The following is a 17256-nucleotide window of genomic DNA, read 5'->3' as shown; positions in this document are numbered from 1 at the left end:
CCCTGCACCTTTATGGCCTAAGACCTTTGATCATAGACCATTTCTAATATGGTTTTTATCTGTTCTTCAATTGTTAAATCGGAATTATCAATTTCAATAGCATCATCAGCTTTCACTAAAGGAGAATCTTCTCTCGTAGAATCAATTTGGTCTCTAGTGGTCACATTTTCAAGGACGTCATTATAACTCAGGTTATGTCCCCTTTCTAACAATTCCTTATAACGCCGTTGTGCCCTAGTTTCAGCAGAAGCCCTCATAAAAATCTTCAATTCGGCCTCGGGAAAAACGACAGTACCAATATCTCTTCCATCCATCACAATACCTTTGTCCTTACCCATAAGTTGTTGCTGTTCTACAAGTTTCTGTCGCACTTCGGAAATCGTTGACACTAAGCTTACATAACTCGAGACTTTAAGAGTTCGAATCGCTTTCTCAATATTTTTTCCATTGAGATACACTTCTGCAAATCCCAACGCTTCATTAAATCTAAAGGTAATATTGATGCCATCCAGCTTTTCTATGAGCTGCTCTGAATGAAAGAACCCCTCTCCTATCAAATGGTTCTCCAATGCAAAATAGGTCACCGCTCTATACATGGCTCCCGTATCAACATAAATATAATTGAGCTGTTTGGCCAGCTGCTTGGCTATGGTGCTTTTCCCTGTTGAGGAAAATCCATCTATGGCAATGACAATGTTTTGTTTATCTTCTTCTTCTCCCATCTAAATCGATTTGAAGCCCAAAAAAGCTCGTATTTGAAGCACTTGTGTATCTCGCATGCGTATAACTAAACCGCATTGCATTCAATCTGATACCGACACCTACCGAAAGTCCTGAAAAGTTTCTTTGATCTACTATTCGCAATTCTTCCGCACGTCTAAAGTTATAACCTAATCTTAGATTAAAGCCACGTTCAGGCCAAAGTTCTGCCCCCAAAATTAAATGTCTTAAGGCATTATTAAAAAATCCAACTTCCTCTTGGGTTTGATTCCCGTCCAAATCCGTTGTTGCCCTGGCTGGATTTGCAACACCAATAGGCCATTCCTGCAAATTTTCTAAGGTTAAATGCCAGCGTATAGGTACATTCTCCAAAGTTTGGGACATTCCAAAATTAACTTCAAATGGTAAGGGTTCATTCTGTCCTGCATAGGTCGTAAACTGAGTTCCTAAATTCCTTACTGTTAGTGCCGCATGAAAATCCAATTTTTCATTAATATACATAAAACCAATATCTACCGCACCACCCACAGAATTGTATTGCTCTAGCAAAGAGGTAATAATCTTCAAATTACCTCCAATATAAAAATCAGTATATGGAATGTTATAATTGTATCCTGCCGATACGGCCACTTCATTACCACTAAAGGTTCCCGTCGGAATACCATTAACATCATAGCCATCAAAGGTTCCATAGTTAATATAAGTAACCCCAAAATGAAAGGTTTGCACGTGCCGATCCCATGTGTAGGCATAAGCAGCTGTTCCGTAAGTTATACCGCCCAAATAACTGGATACATTTAAAGCCAATTGATTGTGCATTTGCCAATTTAACGAGGCTGGATTATAGAGTGCCTCAGTAACATCGTGATCAAAGTTGGTAATGATTTTACCACCCAAAGCGGCTTGTCTTGGTGAAGACACTAAATTTAGGAATTGATAAGTAGATTCGCCACCCAATTGTGCAAACAAAGGCAATGCTAAGAGCATAAAACAGAATCGGGTAACCCTCTTAATCATAGATTGTGCAATATTATATAATTTTTCCTTTAAAATGATCATTATAAAACGCTCTTTTTTCTTTTATACTTCAATAAAAAAATAAAACGTAACTAAGGCTATGCTTAATTTTTGTATTTCGTATAAAACAAAAAATCATCATTTTCTTCAATAACAATTTCAAAAGAAAAATTATATCAATAAATCTATCTTAAAACGAGGATATGATTTTTTTATTTTTTGTGTATCTCTTTTTCTACTTTAGGCTCAATTTTTGACCAATCAAAATAAGATTGCTGGTCAATCCATTGATGCGTTTAAGTTCATCAACACTTAATCCATTTTTTCGCGCTATACTGTAGAGTGTATCACCTTTCACCACTGTCCAAAAGGCTGTCTGGTCTTGTGTGGTTCGCGTATCAAAATTCGCAATACGAAGTTCCTGTCCTATTTTGATTAAGTTTGAGCTCAACCCATTATAACGCTTAAGCTCATTAATGCTCAGTCCATAAAGCTTAGATAGACTATATAGAGTCTGACCTTTTAAGACCGTATGAAAATCCGTCGAGCTTTTGGAATACTCTATTAGATTAGATGATGCTGTGGGCACTTTTGACTTTGATACTAGTTCTGGCTCGGATACTAGAGTGTCTGAGACTTCGGTATCCACAACTAATTCTATGGCATCTTCTCGCACCAGAATTATTTGTCCTTTATTCACCAACGTGGTTTCTAAATTATTGATACGTTTCAGTTCGGTAAGTGTGGTATGGTATCGATTCGCTATATCTAAGAGGGTTTCATTTTCTTTTACTTTATGAAAGTCTGATTCTATTTTAGAAGTTATTGAATCATTAACCTCGGGCTTAGTGATAGTTAGGCTATCTTTTTTCCTTAGATTGCCTGGATTCATATCGCTTACCAAAGTGACTTCTCCTGTTTCGATATTAAGTTTAGCGGGTTTACCATCTAATAAGACATCTTTGTACTTAGGTCGTTCTTGAGCAAAGGCTAATAGGCCAGACCATAAGACAACCATTATGGAAAGTACTAATCTATAATGTCTTGGCATTCTTAACTTTTTGATTCGTAATGGCAATATCTAAAACATCGCTCATATCCTTCACATAATGAAAGGTTAAGCCTTTCAGATATTCTGGTTTAATTTCATCGATGTCCCTTTTATTATCTTCACAAAGTAAGATTTCTTTGATACGTGCGCGCTTGGCCGCTAAGATTTTCTCTTTGATACCGCCCACTGGTAATACCTTACCTCTCAAGGTAATCTCTCCGGTCATAGCCAAACTCTTTTTAACCTTACGCTGGGTGAAAAGGGATACCAAAGATGTTAACATAGTAACCCCTGCACTTGGACCATCTTTTGGCGTAGCGCCTTCTGGAACATGAATATGTACATTATACTGATCGAATACTTCAGGGTTTATATCTAGCTTATCTGAATTCGCCTTGATATATTCCATAGCGATAGTTGCGGATTCTTTCATCACCTTACCCAAGTTACCTGTTATTGATAGACTACCTTTGCCTTTCGATAAGATTGATTCTATAAATAAAATATCACCACCAACTCTAGTCCATGCCAATCCCGTAACCACACCAGCGACATTATTATTTTCGTACTTATCGCGCTCTAATCTTGGGCTTCCTAAGACTTCAATAATGGCCTCATTGGACACCTTAATGTCATAGGTTTCTTCCATAGCAATATTCTTAGCCGCATAACGTACCATCTTTGCGATTTGCTTTTCCAAACCTCTGACTCCAGATTCTCTTGTATACCCCTCAACAATCTTCTCTAGTTGTGATTTTCCAATCTTAAGTGCCTTGCTGTCTAAACCGTGTTCTTTTAATTGCTTGGGTAGCAGATGACGTTTCGCTATTTCGACCTTTTCCTCAATGGTATAACCCGTTACATTGATAATTTCCATACGGTCTCTCAGTGCTGGCTGAATGGTATTTAGACTATTAGAGGTCGCAATAAACATTACCTTGGACAAGTCGTAGCCCATTTCCAAGAAATTATCATAAAACTCATTATTCTGCTCTGGATCCAAGACTTCTAACATGGCCGAAGAAGGGTCTCCTTGATGGCCTACTGATAGTTTGTCGATTTCATCCAATACAAAAACCGGATTGGAGGTACCTGCTTTCTTCAAACTCTGAATAATACGCCCTGGCATAGCTCCGATATAAGTCTTTCTATGGCCTCTTATCTCTGCTTCATCACGCAAGCCTCCTAATGAAATCCGCACATACTCTCTGCCCAATGCTTCTGCAATAGACTTACCCAATGAGGTTTTACCAACCCCAGGAGGGCCGTACAAGCATAATATTGGAGACTTCATATCATTACGCAGCTTTAAAACGGCTAAATACTCAATGATACGCTTTTTGACATCGTCTAATCCAAAGTGATCGCGATCCAAAATTTTCATGGCGCGCTTTAAATCGAATTGGTCCTCACTAAACGCATTCCAAGGTAAATCCAAAAACAAATCCAAGTAATTGCGTTGAATCGAATACTCGGCTACCTGAGGATTCATACGTTGCATCTTAGCCAATTCCTTATCGAAATGCGACTTGATCCTATCATCCCACTTTTTGGATTTAGCGCGCTCTCGCATTTCTTCAATTTCTTCTCCATAAGATACTCCGCCACCCAACTCTTCTTGAATGGTTTTCATTTGTTGGTGCAAGAAATACTCCCTTTGTTGTTGGTTCATATCGCTTTGTACCTTGCTCTGAATATCGTTTTTAAGTTCTAACTTTTGATATTCCAGATTCATATACTTAAGCGTTTGAAGTGCACGCTCCTTCAAATCGTTAACTTTTAACAGCTCCTGCTTTTCCTGAACCTTAAGGTTCATATTTGAGGATACAAAATTTACCAGAAACGAATTACTTTCAATGTTTTTAATGGCAAAAGTAGCTTCGGTTGGAATATTGGGACTCTCTTTTATAATCTCTAAAGATAAATCCTTTATAGAGTCGATAATGGCGTTAAATTCTTCGTTGTCTCGTGTCGGTTTGGTTTCTGGTAAATCAGAAATTGTAGCCGTCAAGTATGGCTGTTCAGAAATTAGCTCATTAATTTGGAAACGTTTTTTACCTTGAATGATGACGGTTGTATTGCCATCTGGCATTTTTAGCACTTTTAAAATTCGTGCTACAGTTCCTGTTTTATATATATCTTGGGCAGATGGCTTTTCTACGGATTCATCTTTTTGGGCCACTACGCCAATAACTTTTCCTCCTTTATTAGCATCATTTATCAGTTTGATGGAAGTATCTCTACCCGCTGTAATTGGGATAACGACCCCTGGAAACAAAACCGTATTTCTAAGTGGAAGAATGGGCAGGGATTCTGGTAAAGATTCATTATTAATTAGTTCCTCGTCTTCGGGAGTCATTAATGGAATCAATTCTGAATTTTCGTCAAAATCCTGAAATGACAAACTGTCAAGACTTAAAAAATTTGATTTTTTCATATTATTTTTAAGCCAATCTGTCATTAAAACAAACAGATTAGCATTTATTTAAAAGTATTAATAATTAACTTTATACTGAATATCAACACATTAGAAGATATTCAAAGTTATTCACACTAACATAAATTCAATTGTTATGCCATTGCTCTTAGAAAAAGTAAAAGTTTTTGTGCCAAACTGTAACAATCTATGAAACGTCTCATCATTATACCAAAGCAATTGTTTTTTTGACATCAACCAATCAAGATATCGAACAGTTACTGTTGCTTTGTAAGTCTAGCAACCAACGTGCACAGCTGGAGGTTTACAATAGATATAACAAAGCAATGTATAATACAGCCTTTAGAATCGTGAAAGATTCTTACAAGGCCGAGGACATTATGCAAGAGTCATTTTTGACAGCATTTACAAAACTAAGTTCACTCGAGGACACCAAATTATTTGGTGCATGGTTAAAACGTATCGTGGTAAATAATAGTATTGCACATTACAATAAAACCGCCAAACTAAATGAAGTGCCTCTAGAACCGGTAATGTACAAAGTAGAAGATGACAATGGCATTGAAGAAAGTAGTCAAAATAGTGATAAAGTAAAGCACATCATGAGTGTGATGAAAACTTTAAAACCAAATTATAGTTTGGGCTTGTCTTTACACCTTATAGAAGGCTACGATTATGAAGAAATCTGCGAAATTATGGATATCTCTTACTCTAACTGTAGGACCATGATTTCGAGAGCAAAAGAAAGTTTACGTAAAAAGTTAATGCAAACCGTGTAAAAGTTATAACGATGGAAAAGGACACTTTAGACCATTTATTTGAGAATCTTAAAGGCGAGTTCGATATCAACGAACCCCATCAAGGCCATGAGCATCGATTTTTGGACAAGTTGAGAGCGAGCGATGTTGCTTCTATTGATATAGATTCTAAAAAGTCGTCAGGGATCAATTGGAAACCGCTTCTGGCTATCGCAGCATCTTTAGTGATTTGCTTCAGTGTATTTACAACAATAAATAGCGAACCTGAAGTCATGGATTTAGCAAGTGTTTCCCCAGAACTTTCCGAAACACAAGATTTCTTTACAGCGACCATAGCGACGGAACTCAAGAAGTTGGACCAAGAACGTTCACCTTTAACAGAACAAGTGATTACCGACGCCTTAAATAGAATAGAACGTTTGGAAGAAGACTACCAAAATTTAAAAACAGACTTAACAGAAAGTAGTGAAGACCAACGCGTTATCTACGCGATGATTAGCAACTTTCAAAATAGAATTGACATTTTAAACACCGTTCTAGAACAAATTGAAACAATAAAACAACTAAAAAATAACAACGATGAACCGACAAATACCATTTAAAATAGCACTTTTCATGTTGCTGATGCCGTTTGTAGCATTAGCAAATACTGAAATTGAAGCTGCAAAAACGACAAAAGAGCGTAGCATTAAAAAATCCTTTAATGTATCGTCTAATGCCACTTTAAAAATCAATAATAGTTATGGCAATTTAGATGTCATTACCTGGGACCAAAATCAAATAGATTTTGACATTACTATAAAAGTGAGTGGTAATAATGAAGAAAAAGTACAGGAACGACTTAACGATATTGATGTTGACTTTTCCGCAAGTAATGATTTGGTTTCTGCAATAACCAAAATTGGAAAGAAAAATAAAAGCTGGTGGAATTGGGGAAAGAAAAATAATCTTAAACTCCAAATCAATTATGTGGTAAAAATGCCTGTATCCGGCAGTGTGGATTTAAATAATGACTATGGAAGTATTAATTTAGATCGATTAGAAGGACATGCAAAAATTGTATGCGACTACGGGAAAATTACCACTAAAGAATTGATGGGCGATAACAACGAATTTCGTTTTGATTACACCAATAATAGTTACTTTGAATTTATTAAAAGTGGAAAAATAAACGCTGATTATAGTGGTTATACTGTGGCTAAAGCCGAAAATCTTATAATTACGGCAGATTATACAAAATCCACAATAGAAACCGCGGAGAACATTATATATAACGGTGACTACGGAGCTCTTAAAGTCGAGAACGTCAATAATATAGAAGGCAATGGCGATTATCTTTCAGTGCGATTGGGTAATGTCTATAAAAACGTAAAAATTAGGGGCGACTACGGTTCCTTAAAAATTGACCGTATGGCATCCAAAGCTGAAAACATTGATATCAACTCTGAGTTTATGGGCATAACTATCGGCTATGATAGTGGCTATAATTTCGATTTTGATATTGATTTGGAATACGCTTCCTTACGCAGCTCTGAGGGTTTCAATTTTACGAATAAACATGTCAGTGGATCCGAAAAAAAGTATGATGGTTATCACGGTAGTAAAGGCTCAGGAAATATGGTAATCATTAAATCTGAATATGGCAGTGTAAGCTTTAAGCAACAATAACAGAACAGAACAATCATAAAACGAATATAAACATAAACCAAACAATTAAACGATGAAACTTTTAAAATCAATTTCAGTTCTAGCATTTTTGCTGTGCATAGCTACATCTCATGCACAATGGAAAAAAGTAAAAGGTGATGGCAACATAACAACCATCACGAGATCTACAGGAGACTATGACGGACTTAAAGCGGGAGGCCCCATGGACTTTAAGCTTGTAGAAGGTAAAGAGGGCACAATTACAATTAAAGGCGATGCCAACCTAATGGAGTATATCATCACTGAAGTTAAAGACGGCAAGCTGATTGTAAAGACTAAAAAAGGTGCAAACTTAAAACCGACAAAAACTATTGTAGTCACTGTGCCTTATGAGTCTATCAACTTTGTGACCTTAGCTGGTTCTGGTGATATTGAGAACTCTGGCACTATAAAAGCGGACGACTTTGAAGTAGCACTTGCAGGTTCTGGAGATATTAATCTAAACATTGATACTAATTCTGTAGAAAGCAGTATCGCCGGCTCTGGTGATATTGAGTTACGGGGTTCTACAACGGATCTAGAAACCAGAATTGCAGGCTCAGGAGATTTTGAAGGTAAAGACCTTGACAGTGTTAATGTTACAGCCAAGATTTCAGGTTCGGGTGGTGCCGATGTGGTTTGCAATGGCAAATTAAAAGTAAGGATTTCTGGTTCTGGTGATGTTAATTATTCTGGAACACCTACCAATAAAGACACTAAAATTTCTGGCTCTGGTAGCGTAAGCAACTAGTGACACAATCAATCAACCAAAAAAAGAAAAAGGACAAGTAAATATGCTTGTCCTTTTTTATTCATTTATGTCTCTTAAATAGGAAACTCGTTAAAAATTTCGTTGATCATTCGAGTCATTAGGGTTTGATCGGAGATATGCGCCTTAAAATCTTCGGCCATCCCAGCCCAAATCAATTCTTTAGATGCTTTGCTGAACACCTGAACTATCAGAGTCCCTTTTTTGTAAGGCTTGTTATAAAGCGCATCTTCACTACTACTAAAGTAGCGCTTATAATCTGTAGAACTTACAGAAGCATAATTAGGGCTGTTACCTGCAGAGCTTCCGCCTGAAGGTGCCTGCTCATAATTATTTTTTTGGTTTTGCAAATTACTTTTAATCTCGTTCGACGTACTTAATAGCACCAATAAATCAGGATTGTTAGTATCTAAAGTAAATCCTTTTTCGACCATTTTATCGTTCATCGTAGCGATTAAGGACTCCTCAATGGAAGCATCGGATTCCGCATTAAACTCATCGACCTTAAAAGCTGTATTAGGTAAATAAGCAAAGGTTTTAAAACTTTTAAAATCGTCATCCGTGTATTTTTTTGATTTAATATTAGAGGCACAACTCATTAAGATAAGTAGTCCAAAACATGGAAGAAGTCTAGAAATTGTTTTCATAGCGCGTAAGTTATTAAGTGATAATTAAAGTTGCAATGAATTTATTTACAGCACCTTATATCTCAATAAGTGAACTAAAACTTTATTGAAGTATACAAGGTCTAATTCATCTATTACTAAAGATAATACTTAATTGATTATCAGTCGTCTATAAAACTGTTATTTTTATGTTAATCGGAATTCGAAACAAAATCTCGCAGAAAGATTAGAGTTTCTCATAAACAAAGGTGATTCTTTCGGTAATAACCGAATCATCAACTGTACTTGATGCATAGAACGCATCATTGATCGCGGTATAGAGATTTCCATTTTTAAATAGCCCTAAACTTGTGCCATCGTTAAATGATAACATCACACTGTTTATGGTTTCTGTCCATGTAAAGTCTCTATCTTCACTAATATCCGTACAAACCACAAAAAAATCCTCTCCGCCTTCGGGGCCATCATTTGGGGTAAAGGTGAACTCTGCGGTAGATCGCAAAAACATGGTACCTGTACCATCTGGATTAAATAATATAGTTTCATTATCATAGCAATCAATATCGTCTAAATAATTATTAGTGACAATACCGTCATTGTCCAAATCCCTAAGTTCATCTGTATTCCATGATACTAACTTCCATGTTCCCACGACTTCCACAACTTCTTCTGGTTCACAATCGTTTAATTCATCAATAAGGCTCTGCAAGGTACCGTCATCACCACAAATTACGATTTGATTCTCCAAGGCCTCTTTGTAAGTATTACACGCTATTTCGAAAGCATTTCCGACCGCTGCCTCATAAGTAATTCGAGCTATTTCACTGGCCGCTATGGCGTCATCACAAGGATTCTCCAATTCGCAGGTCCCTAATTGATCTATAATCATCTGTAAGCTACCATCCTCATCTCCACAGGCATCAATTTGCCGTTGCAATGCGCCTTTATAAACTTCGCATAATATACTGTAATTGTCGTCTGTAGCTGTACCAAAATCTAAGGCTGCACCGATTGTAGAAGCGATGGCTGATTGGCAAGTATTATCTTCGGTTATAATCTCTCCTTCGTAAGGTTCATTGTCACAACTGACAAGGCATACAAATACAATAGAGATGAATTGTAGGGATATTTTCTTTAACATAGCCCTTAAAAATACGCATTATTTCCCAATTTCTTGTTTCGGCACTCTGTAGAGCAGAATAATGCCGATCAAAAAGAACAAGAATAAGAATAGAATTGAATTTCGCATACTTCCCGTAATCTGGTCTATAAAGCCGTAAATGAGCATACCAATGACAATGCCTATTTTTTCGGCCACATCAAAAAAACTGAAATACGAAGTGGTATCTTCAGTTTCTGGTAAAAATTTTGAGTAGGTAGATCTTGCCAAAGATTGAATACCTCCCATCACCAGTCCAACTAAAGAAGCTGCAATATAAAACTGAATTGGGGTTTCCATAAAATAAGAGTAAAAACAAAGGGCCATCCAAATGAAATTGACGACAATGAGCGTCTTTATATTTCCATATTTAGATGAAGCTCTAGACGTTAAGATAGCACCGACAATGGCAACGAGCTGAATCACTAAGATACTAATGATTAATCCCATGGTTTTGGCATCATCACTCCCCCAAGCTATTTCCTCTTCACCAAAATAAACAGCCACGAGCATAATGGTTTGCACGGCCATGCTAAATACAAAAAAGGCATATAAGTAACGTTTTAACCTCAAGTTGCCCTTGAGTTGGTTCCACACCCCTTTTAATTCCTTAAAGCCATTAAAAACAACAGACTTAGTGACTTTATGACCCGATGAAACTCCCTTGGGAAGCACATGAAATGTATATTGACTAAATAAGGCCCACCATAACCCAACCATAATAAAGGAGTAACGCATAGCAACTTGCGCCGCCGTCTCTGTTACGGTTCCATCTGCTGCAATATTATCTTCAATTAAAAAAACACCTGGATACATCACCATAGCAAGGTTAATAATAAGTAGAATAACACTCCCTATATAACCCATGGCAAAACCTTTAGCACTTACACTATCCTGCTGTTCTTCATAGGCAATATCAGGGAGATACGAATTATAGAATACCAAACTGCCCCAATAACCAATAAGTCCCATAAAATAAAATAGGATACTAAGATGTATCCTGTCCAAACTAAACCAATACAAACCGATACAACCTGCTGCACCCACATAGCAGAAAAACTTCATAAAGCTTTTCTTATTGCCTACATAATCCGCAATACCAGACAGTATTGGTGAGATTACGGCAACGACCAAAAAGGTAAAAGCCGTGACAAACGTAATTAAAGCGGTACTCTTAAACTCGTAACCAAATGCTACGACGCGTTTGATTTCTGAGACAAATAATGCCGAATAAAAAATTGGAAATATGGATGAGGCTATTGTTAATGTGTAAACAGAATTAGCCCAGTCATAAAATGCCCAAGCATTGAGAAGTTTTTTACTTCCTTTTTGTAATTGACCCATAATAAAAAATAAAAAAGCTGCTCTTATTGAGCAGCCCTTAAAATAGTCAATTTTTGTTTAACTCAATATTAATTTATCGGTCTAAACGATGTGACACCAAACTTCCTAGCTTCAGACTTTGCTATCGGCGCTAATTCCTGAAGATTGGCTATTCTGGTATCATTACTTGGGTGTGTGCTTAAAAATTGAGGAGGCGCCTGACCACCGCTATTTGCTTTCATACGTTTCCATAATTCGGCCGCCTCATCTGGATTGTACCCTGCCACGGCCATTAAGTACAGCCCTATCTTATCAGCTTCATTTTCATGTTTTCTACTATAGGCCAATATACCCAGTGTTGAACCCACACCATAGGCTTGCATCCAAGCTTGTTGGGCTTCAGAGGACTGACCACTCGTACCTACCATAACACCGGCAGCACCTATTTGCTGAAGTAAGCCTTTGCTCATACGTTGTTGGCCATGATTGGCTAAGGCATGCGCCACTTCATGTCCCATAATGGCTGCTACACCTGTTTCGTTCTGCGCAATAGGAAGTATACCCGTATAAAACGCAATCTTACCTCCTGGCATACACCAAGCATTCACCTGGTCGGACTCTATAAGCTTATATTCCCATTTATAGTCATCTAAATAGCCTTGATAGCCATTGGCATTGAGCCAACGCTCAGCAGCAACCGCAATACGCTGACCAACCCGAGTAATCATATCAGAATCTTTAGTTCCTGTAATGACCTTGCTCTGACTTAATACTTGATTATATTGCGAGAAAGATGCTGGAAACAATGTGCTATTTTCAGTACCCGGTAGTGCTAATGTCTTTTTACCTGTAAAGGGATTTGTCGCACAAGAAATCATGACAACTACTACTCCTATGCATGACAATTTTTTCTTAAAATTCATTGCTAGTGGTTTTTTTAGGCGTATTAAAAATACGAAAATCTATTTGTAATTGTTAGACACTAAAATTAAAATCAAGTCACAATGATTTTAATGTTTTATTTGATATGTAACTCAGAGAAATTCTTATCTACAATTAAAGTATTTACATTTCCTTCTTTACAGTTAAAATGATCGATCGTTTTATTATCTATTTCAACTTCGGAAATCTCAAAAGGCAATCCATGGATTCTAACCTTAAAGGTATCGTATGTCGTTGTATACCTCCCTTCTTTAAATTGATTGATAATTAATTCTTTTGGGCGTCCTGTAAGTGCAAAATTCCTTAAGCTATAACGTCCTTTTTTATAATCAAATCCATCATTAGCATCGCTGAATAACTCGCTTTCTTCTTTGCCTTTCTTATAATATACGTCCAGAGTAATTTCCTTTATTTCCTTTTCTCCAACATACTGCTGGATTGGGTATTTCGGGATTATGGCGCCTTCCTTAATAAAAATTGGCATACTATCTATATCGGCTTCCACCCACATTTCCTTTCCACCTTTAACCACCTCGTCATTCCAATAGTTGTACCAATTTCCTCTAGGTACATACATTCTCCTCCCTTTTGCATTTGGTTCTAGAACTGGACAGGCTAATATCTGCTCACCAAAAATAAACTCGTCAGTTCTATAATGCGTTTGCACATCGTCTTGATCGTACAGTACTAGTGATTTTAGCATTGGTGTACCGTGGTCCGCATAATTCCAAAATGCCGTGTAGAGATAGGGTAACAACTGATAGCGTATTTCTATAAATTTCCTTACAATATCTGTAACGTCCTCATCAAATGCCCAAGGTTCTTGATCCCCGTGATCCCCAGACGAATGCACTCTAAAAAATGGATGAAAAACTCCAAGCTGTATCCACCTAGCAAATAATTCCCCTTGAGGCTGCTCTGCAAATCCCCCTATATCACTACCTGCAAAACCAAAGCCCGACATGGACATACGCTGTGCTTGGATATTGGCGATCCATAAATGTTCCCAAGTGGCTACATTATCTCCAGTCCAAGTGGATGTGTAGCGTTGGGTACCTGAATAGGCAGCTCTAGTAATTACAAACGGACGTTTAGGATAGCTATACTTTTTTAAACCTTGATAGGTTGCCCTTGCCATCTGCATGCCGTAGACATTATGCGCTTTTCTATGGCTACAAGGATTACCATCATAGTCATGTCGCACATCATCAGGAAAAGTCTTATTCGGAACTTCCATAACCGCAGGTTCGTTCATATCGTTCCATACCCCTTTTATACCGACTTCTTCGATAAGTTCTTTAAACAACCCTGACCACCAATCCCTTACTTCGGGGTTGGTAAAGTCGGGGAAATAGCACTCCCCTGGCCAGACTTTACCTTTCATGTATGCACCATCCGCACGCTTACAGAAATAGTCTTTTTCCAAACCTTCTTTAAAAATCTGGTAGTTTTTATCAATTTTGATACCTGGGTCTATAATGGCCACGGTCTTAAAACCTTGTTCTCTTAGTTCCTTAACCATACGCTTAGGTTCGGGAAAATAGTCTTTATTCCAAGTAAAACAACGAAAACCATCCATATAATCGATATCTAAGTAAATGGCGTCACAAGGAATTTTCAACTTTCTAAAAGTTGACGTAATTTCCTTGACTTTACTTTCGGGATAATAGCTCCATTTGCACTGGTGAAAGCCCAAAGCCCACATCGGTGGCAAATGATGCGGTTTCCCTGTTAAATCGGTATAGCTTTCTACAACATCCGTCATCTTAGGACCATAAAAGAAATAGTAGTTCATCTCCCCACCTTGGGCCCAAAAACTCGTTACGTTTCTACGCTCATGAGCAAAATCGAATGTCGCGCTAAACGAATTATCGAAGAAAATACCATAAGCTTTACCGTGATGCAACCCTGTATAAAATGGAATCGCTTTATAAATCGGATCGGTGTCCTTTCCATAGGCGTAAGAATCCGTGACCCAATTAGAATAGCGTCTACCCTTAAGATTGAGATGATTTGGCTTATCGCCTAGGCCATAATAACTCTCGCCATCGTTGGAGACTTTGCTCATCTTTACGATATTACCTCCAAACTCATAACTCTCTTCCCAATGGAATCCTATTTCATCTTGGTTAATCAAGGTATTATCCTTAGCATCGTAAATGGAAATTCTTAAACTTTCCTTAGAAATTTCGCAACGTAATTTAGAAGTGGTGACAATGAACAAATCGTCCTTTTCTTCAATATCGAGTTTGTTATACCCTATACTTGCATATTTAGTAATCGCATAAGAGAAATCTTTATCGAAATTACCAACTGTGGTATATCTAAAACGAAGTAAGCTATCTCTTAAAACCGTTAGCTCAAGGATAACATCATTACTCGTGGAGAAATACAGCTTATCGACATCTTTCTCAAAATCAATTATTTTTGAAGGAAACTGATTCCCTTTGTGTTCTAATTCAGTATTTACAATCATGGCGTGATTTTTACGTAAAAGCACGTAAAAAAACGGAAAAAATAGAACTTTAGAAAGCGTATCAGAACCTAATTATGCACAATTGTCAACTATAACGTTTTCGAAAAGGTAAACCTTGGTGATGAATGCCAAAGTCATCAAAAAAGGCTACTCATAATTTAAGTTTCCTTTTAAAATCCATTTAAGGTATTCAATCTCGTTCAATAAAATTTTTCGGGTGGTAACATTGCTATCAGACAAAACTTTAGGTATATACAGATCACTAGAGATCGATTTATATTCGGCTAAAATTTAATAACCCTATAGCGAATCTATTTAATAAAGAAGCGCCAAACTATTAATCGTGTTCATATAAAAGTCTAATATAGCTTTTTAGATTATTTGGTATATTTAAATGCGACCATTCCTAAAGGTGGAATAGCAATCTCTATGGAATCATCCCTAAACTGCCATGGTTCGGCTTTTGTAGCCTGAATTTTGTTTTTATATTGACCAGAACCATGGTACTTTTTTAAATCGCTATTAAACACTTCTTTCAGCTTTCCTTTTCTCGGAACTCCCATTTTGTAGTTTTCCCTTGGTACGGGTGTCATGTTGCAGGCAATGACCAAATCGTCTTTTGAATCATTTCCTTTTCGGATATATACCAATACTGAATTCTCAGCATCGTTATAATCAATCCATTCGAAGCCTTCACCAGAGAATTGTTTTTCGTACAATGCAGGCTCTTTTCTGTACAATGCGTTAAGGTCCTTGATTAAAGACTGTACACCTTTATGAGGATCATATTGTAATAAATGCCAATCTAAACTCTCTTGAAAGTTCCACTCTTCGCTTTGACCAAATTCCGCACCTTGAAACAAAAGATTGGTTCCTGGGTGCGTAAACATGTACGAATAGAGCAGCCTTAGATTAGCAAAACGTTGCCACTCATCACCAGGCATTCTTCCTAAAATAGATCGTTTGCCATAGACGACTTCATCATGGCTTAGAGGCAGCATAAAATTCTCGGTAAACGCATAGGTCATACTAAAGGTTAAATCGTTTTGATGATGCCTTCTATAAATAGGTTCTTTGGAGAAATACTGTAACGTATCGTGCATCCATCCCATCATCCATTTCATTCCAAAGCCTAAGCCACCCAAATAGGTAGGTTTAGACACCATCGGAAAAGATGTCGATTCTTCGGCTATGGTCTGTACATCTGGAAATGCACTATAAACGGCTTCATTCATTTCGCGCATAAACGAAATGGCTTCCAAATTTTCACGACCTCCAAACATATTGGGTTCCCATTCCCCATCTTCTCTACTATAATCCAAGAATAGCATCGACGCCACGGCATCTACCCTAAGTCCATCGGCATGATACTGATCTAGCCAAAATATAGCATTACTAATCAAAAAAGATTTGACTTCATTACGTCCATAATTAAAGATCAAGCTCTTCCAATCCGGGTGATAGCCCTTTCTGCGATCTGGATGTTCGTATAATGCTGAACCGTCAAAAAATCCTAGACCATGTGCATCTTCTGGAAAGTGAGATGGTACCCAGTCTAAAATAATTCCGATGTCATTTTGATGGAGCTTATCTACTAACAGTTTAAACTCTTCAGGATATCCAAATCGCGATGTGGGCGCATAATATCCCGTTAATTGATAACCCCAAGACGGATCGAATGGATACTCCATGATGGGCATTAATTCTACATGCGTAAAATTCATGTCTTTGACATAGGCCACCAATTCGTCTGCCAGTTCAGTATAAGATAAAAATCTGTTTTCCTCAACTTGTTTTTTCCAAGACCCTAAATGCACTTCATAAACGGAGAAAGGTGCGTCGATAGCATTGCGGTCTTTACGGTTTTGCATCCAATTATTGTCTTCCCAGCTGTAATCATCTTCCCAGACTATTGAAGCCGTATTTGGCGGATGCTCACATCTTCTGGCATAAGGATCTGCTTTTTCTGTCTTGACATCATTGTGATGACTGTGGATTTTATATTTGTATGTACTGCCTTTACCAACTCCCGGTATAAAGCCTTCCCAAATACCGCTTTCGTCCCATCTTACTCTTAATTTGTGGTCGCCTTCCAACCAGTAATTAAAATCACCTACGACAGAAACAGACTTTGCGCTCGGCGCCCAAACTGCAAAATAAGTCCCTTCTACGCCATTAACCGTAGTGATGTGCGAACCAAATTTTTCATATAATCGATAATGCTTCCCTGATTTGAATAAGTTAATATCAAAATCCGTAAATAAACTGTGTGCAATTACTTCTGCCATAAAT

14 protein-coding genes are annotated in these 17256 nt (G+C 37.4%); 4 read left to right on the top strand and 10 right to left on the bottom strand.

All coding sequences use genetic code 11. The features are described from left to right. Positions 1-17 precede the first annotated feature (17 nt). From cmk to lon, 4 genes are all read right to left on the bottom strand, one after another. Positions 18-722, bottom strand: a complete 705-nt coding sequence (gene cmk, locus ACO052_RS13440) for a (d)CMP kinase (RefSeq protein WP_422104292.1) — start codon at positions 720-722, stop codon at positions 18-20. Next, a complete protein-coding gene (gene porQ, locus ACO052_RS13435; protein ID WP_422104291.1) occupies positions 703-1737 on the bottom strand; it encodes a type IX secretion system protein PorQ in 1035 nt (344 codons plus the stop codon). The genes cmk and porQ overlap by 20 nt, the downstream gene beginning before the upstream one ends. Positions 1738-1972: 235 nt before the next feature. Next, positions 1973-2788: a LysM peptidoglycan-binding domain-containing protein gene (locus ACO052_RS13430; RefSeq protein WP_422104290.1), complete on the bottom strand. Its 816-nt coding sequence runs from the start codon at positions 2786-2788 to the stop codon at positions 1973-1975. Continuing rightward, complete coding sequence (gene lon, locus ACO052_RS13425; protein WP_422104289.1) at positions 2772-5225, bottom strand: endopeptidase La; 2454 nt, start codon at positions 5223-5225, stop codon at positions 2772-2774. Before lon ends, ACO052_RS13430 begins: the two co-directional genes overlap by 17 nt. Before the next feature lie 227 nt (positions 5226-5452). On the opposite strand from lon, the gene ACO052_RS13420 reads away from it, so the two are divergent. Genes ACO052_RS13420 through ACO052_RS13405 form a run of 4 tightly spaced genes read left to right on the top strand, consistent with a single transcriptional unit; the run spans position 5453 to position 8420 of the window. Next, positions 5453-6004 carry an RNA polymerase sigma factor gene (locus ACO052_RS13420; protein ID WP_422104288.1) on the top strand — a complete coding sequence of 184 codons (552 nt, stop codon included), beginning with the start codon at positions 5453-5455 and terminating at the stop codon, positions 6002-6004. 11 nt (positions 6005-6015) lie between these two features. After that, the gene (locus tag ACO052_RS13415; protein WP_422104287.1) at positions 6016-6585 is read left to right on the top strand and encodes a hypothetical protein; all 570 of its coding nucleotides are present in this window, start codon (positions 6016-6018) and stop codon (positions 6583-6585) included. Further along, complete coding sequence (locus tag ACO052_RS13410) at positions 6563-7651, top strand: hypothetical protein (protein WP_422104286.1); 1089 nt, start codon at positions 6563-6565, stop codon at positions 7649-7651. Before ACO052_RS13415 ends, ACO052_RS13410 begins: the two co-directional genes overlap by 23 nt. A gap of 52 nt (positions 7652-7703) precedes the next feature. Continuing rightward, positions 7704-8420: a head GIN domain-containing protein gene (locus tag ACO052_RS13405; protein ID WP_422104285.1), complete on the top strand. Its 717-nt coding sequence runs from the start codon at positions 7704-7706 to the stop codon at positions 8418-8420. A gap of 74 nt (positions 8421-8494) precedes the next feature. On the opposite strand, the gene ACO052_RS13400 is transcribed toward ACO052_RS13405, so the two are convergent. The 6 genes from ACO052_RS13400 to glgB all read right to left on the bottom strand — a co-directional run bounded on the left by ACO052_RS13400 (position 8495) and on the right by glgB (position 17252). Further along, entirely contained in the window at positions 8495-9085 is a 591-nt protein-coding gene (locus ACO052_RS13400) for a DUF4136 domain-containing protein (RefSeq protein WP_422104284.1), read from the bottom strand. Between the two features lie 205 nt (positions 9086-9290). Further along, positions 9291-10205, bottom strand: a complete 915-nt coding sequence (locus ACO052_RS13395; RefSeq protein ID WP_422104283.1) for a hypothetical protein — start codon at positions 10203-10205, stop codon at positions 9291-9293. Positions 10206-10223: 18 nt separating this feature from the next. Then, entirely contained in the window at positions 10224-11567 is a 1344-nt protein-coding gene (locus tag ACO052_RS13390) for an MFS transporter (RefSeq protein ID WP_422104282.1), read from the bottom strand. A 68-nt stretch (positions 11568-11635) separates the two neighbouring features. After that, positions 11636-12469, bottom strand: coding sequence for a M48 family metallopeptidase (locus tag ACO052_RS13385; RefSeq protein WP_422104281.1), 834 nt, complete (start codon positions 12467-12469; stop codon positions 11636-11638). 95 nt (positions 12470-12564) lie between these two features. Continuing rightward, positions 12565-14964, bottom strand: a complete 2400-nt coding sequence (locus tag ACO052_RS13380; RefSeq protein ID WP_422104280.1) for a glycoside hydrolase family 31 protein — start codon at positions 14962-14964, stop codon at positions 12565-12567. Positions 14965-15341: 377 nt separating this feature from the next. After that, positions 15342-17252 (bottom strand): 1,4-alpha-glucan branching protein GlgB, encoded by a 1911-nt coding sequence (gene glgB / locus ACO052_RS13375; RefSeq protein ID WP_422104279.1) that lies wholly within the window; start codon positions 17250-17252, stop codon positions 15342-15344. Between the last annotated feature and the right edge of the window lie 4 nt (positions 17253-17256).

This window comes from Winogradskyella sp. (genome assembly GCF_965228925.1).
Taxonomy (GTDB): domain Bacteria; phylum Bacteroidota; class Bacteroidia; order Flavobacteriales; family Flavobacteriaceae; genus Winogradskyella.
This window is presented reverse-complemented; position numbering and strand designations above follow the sequence as displayed.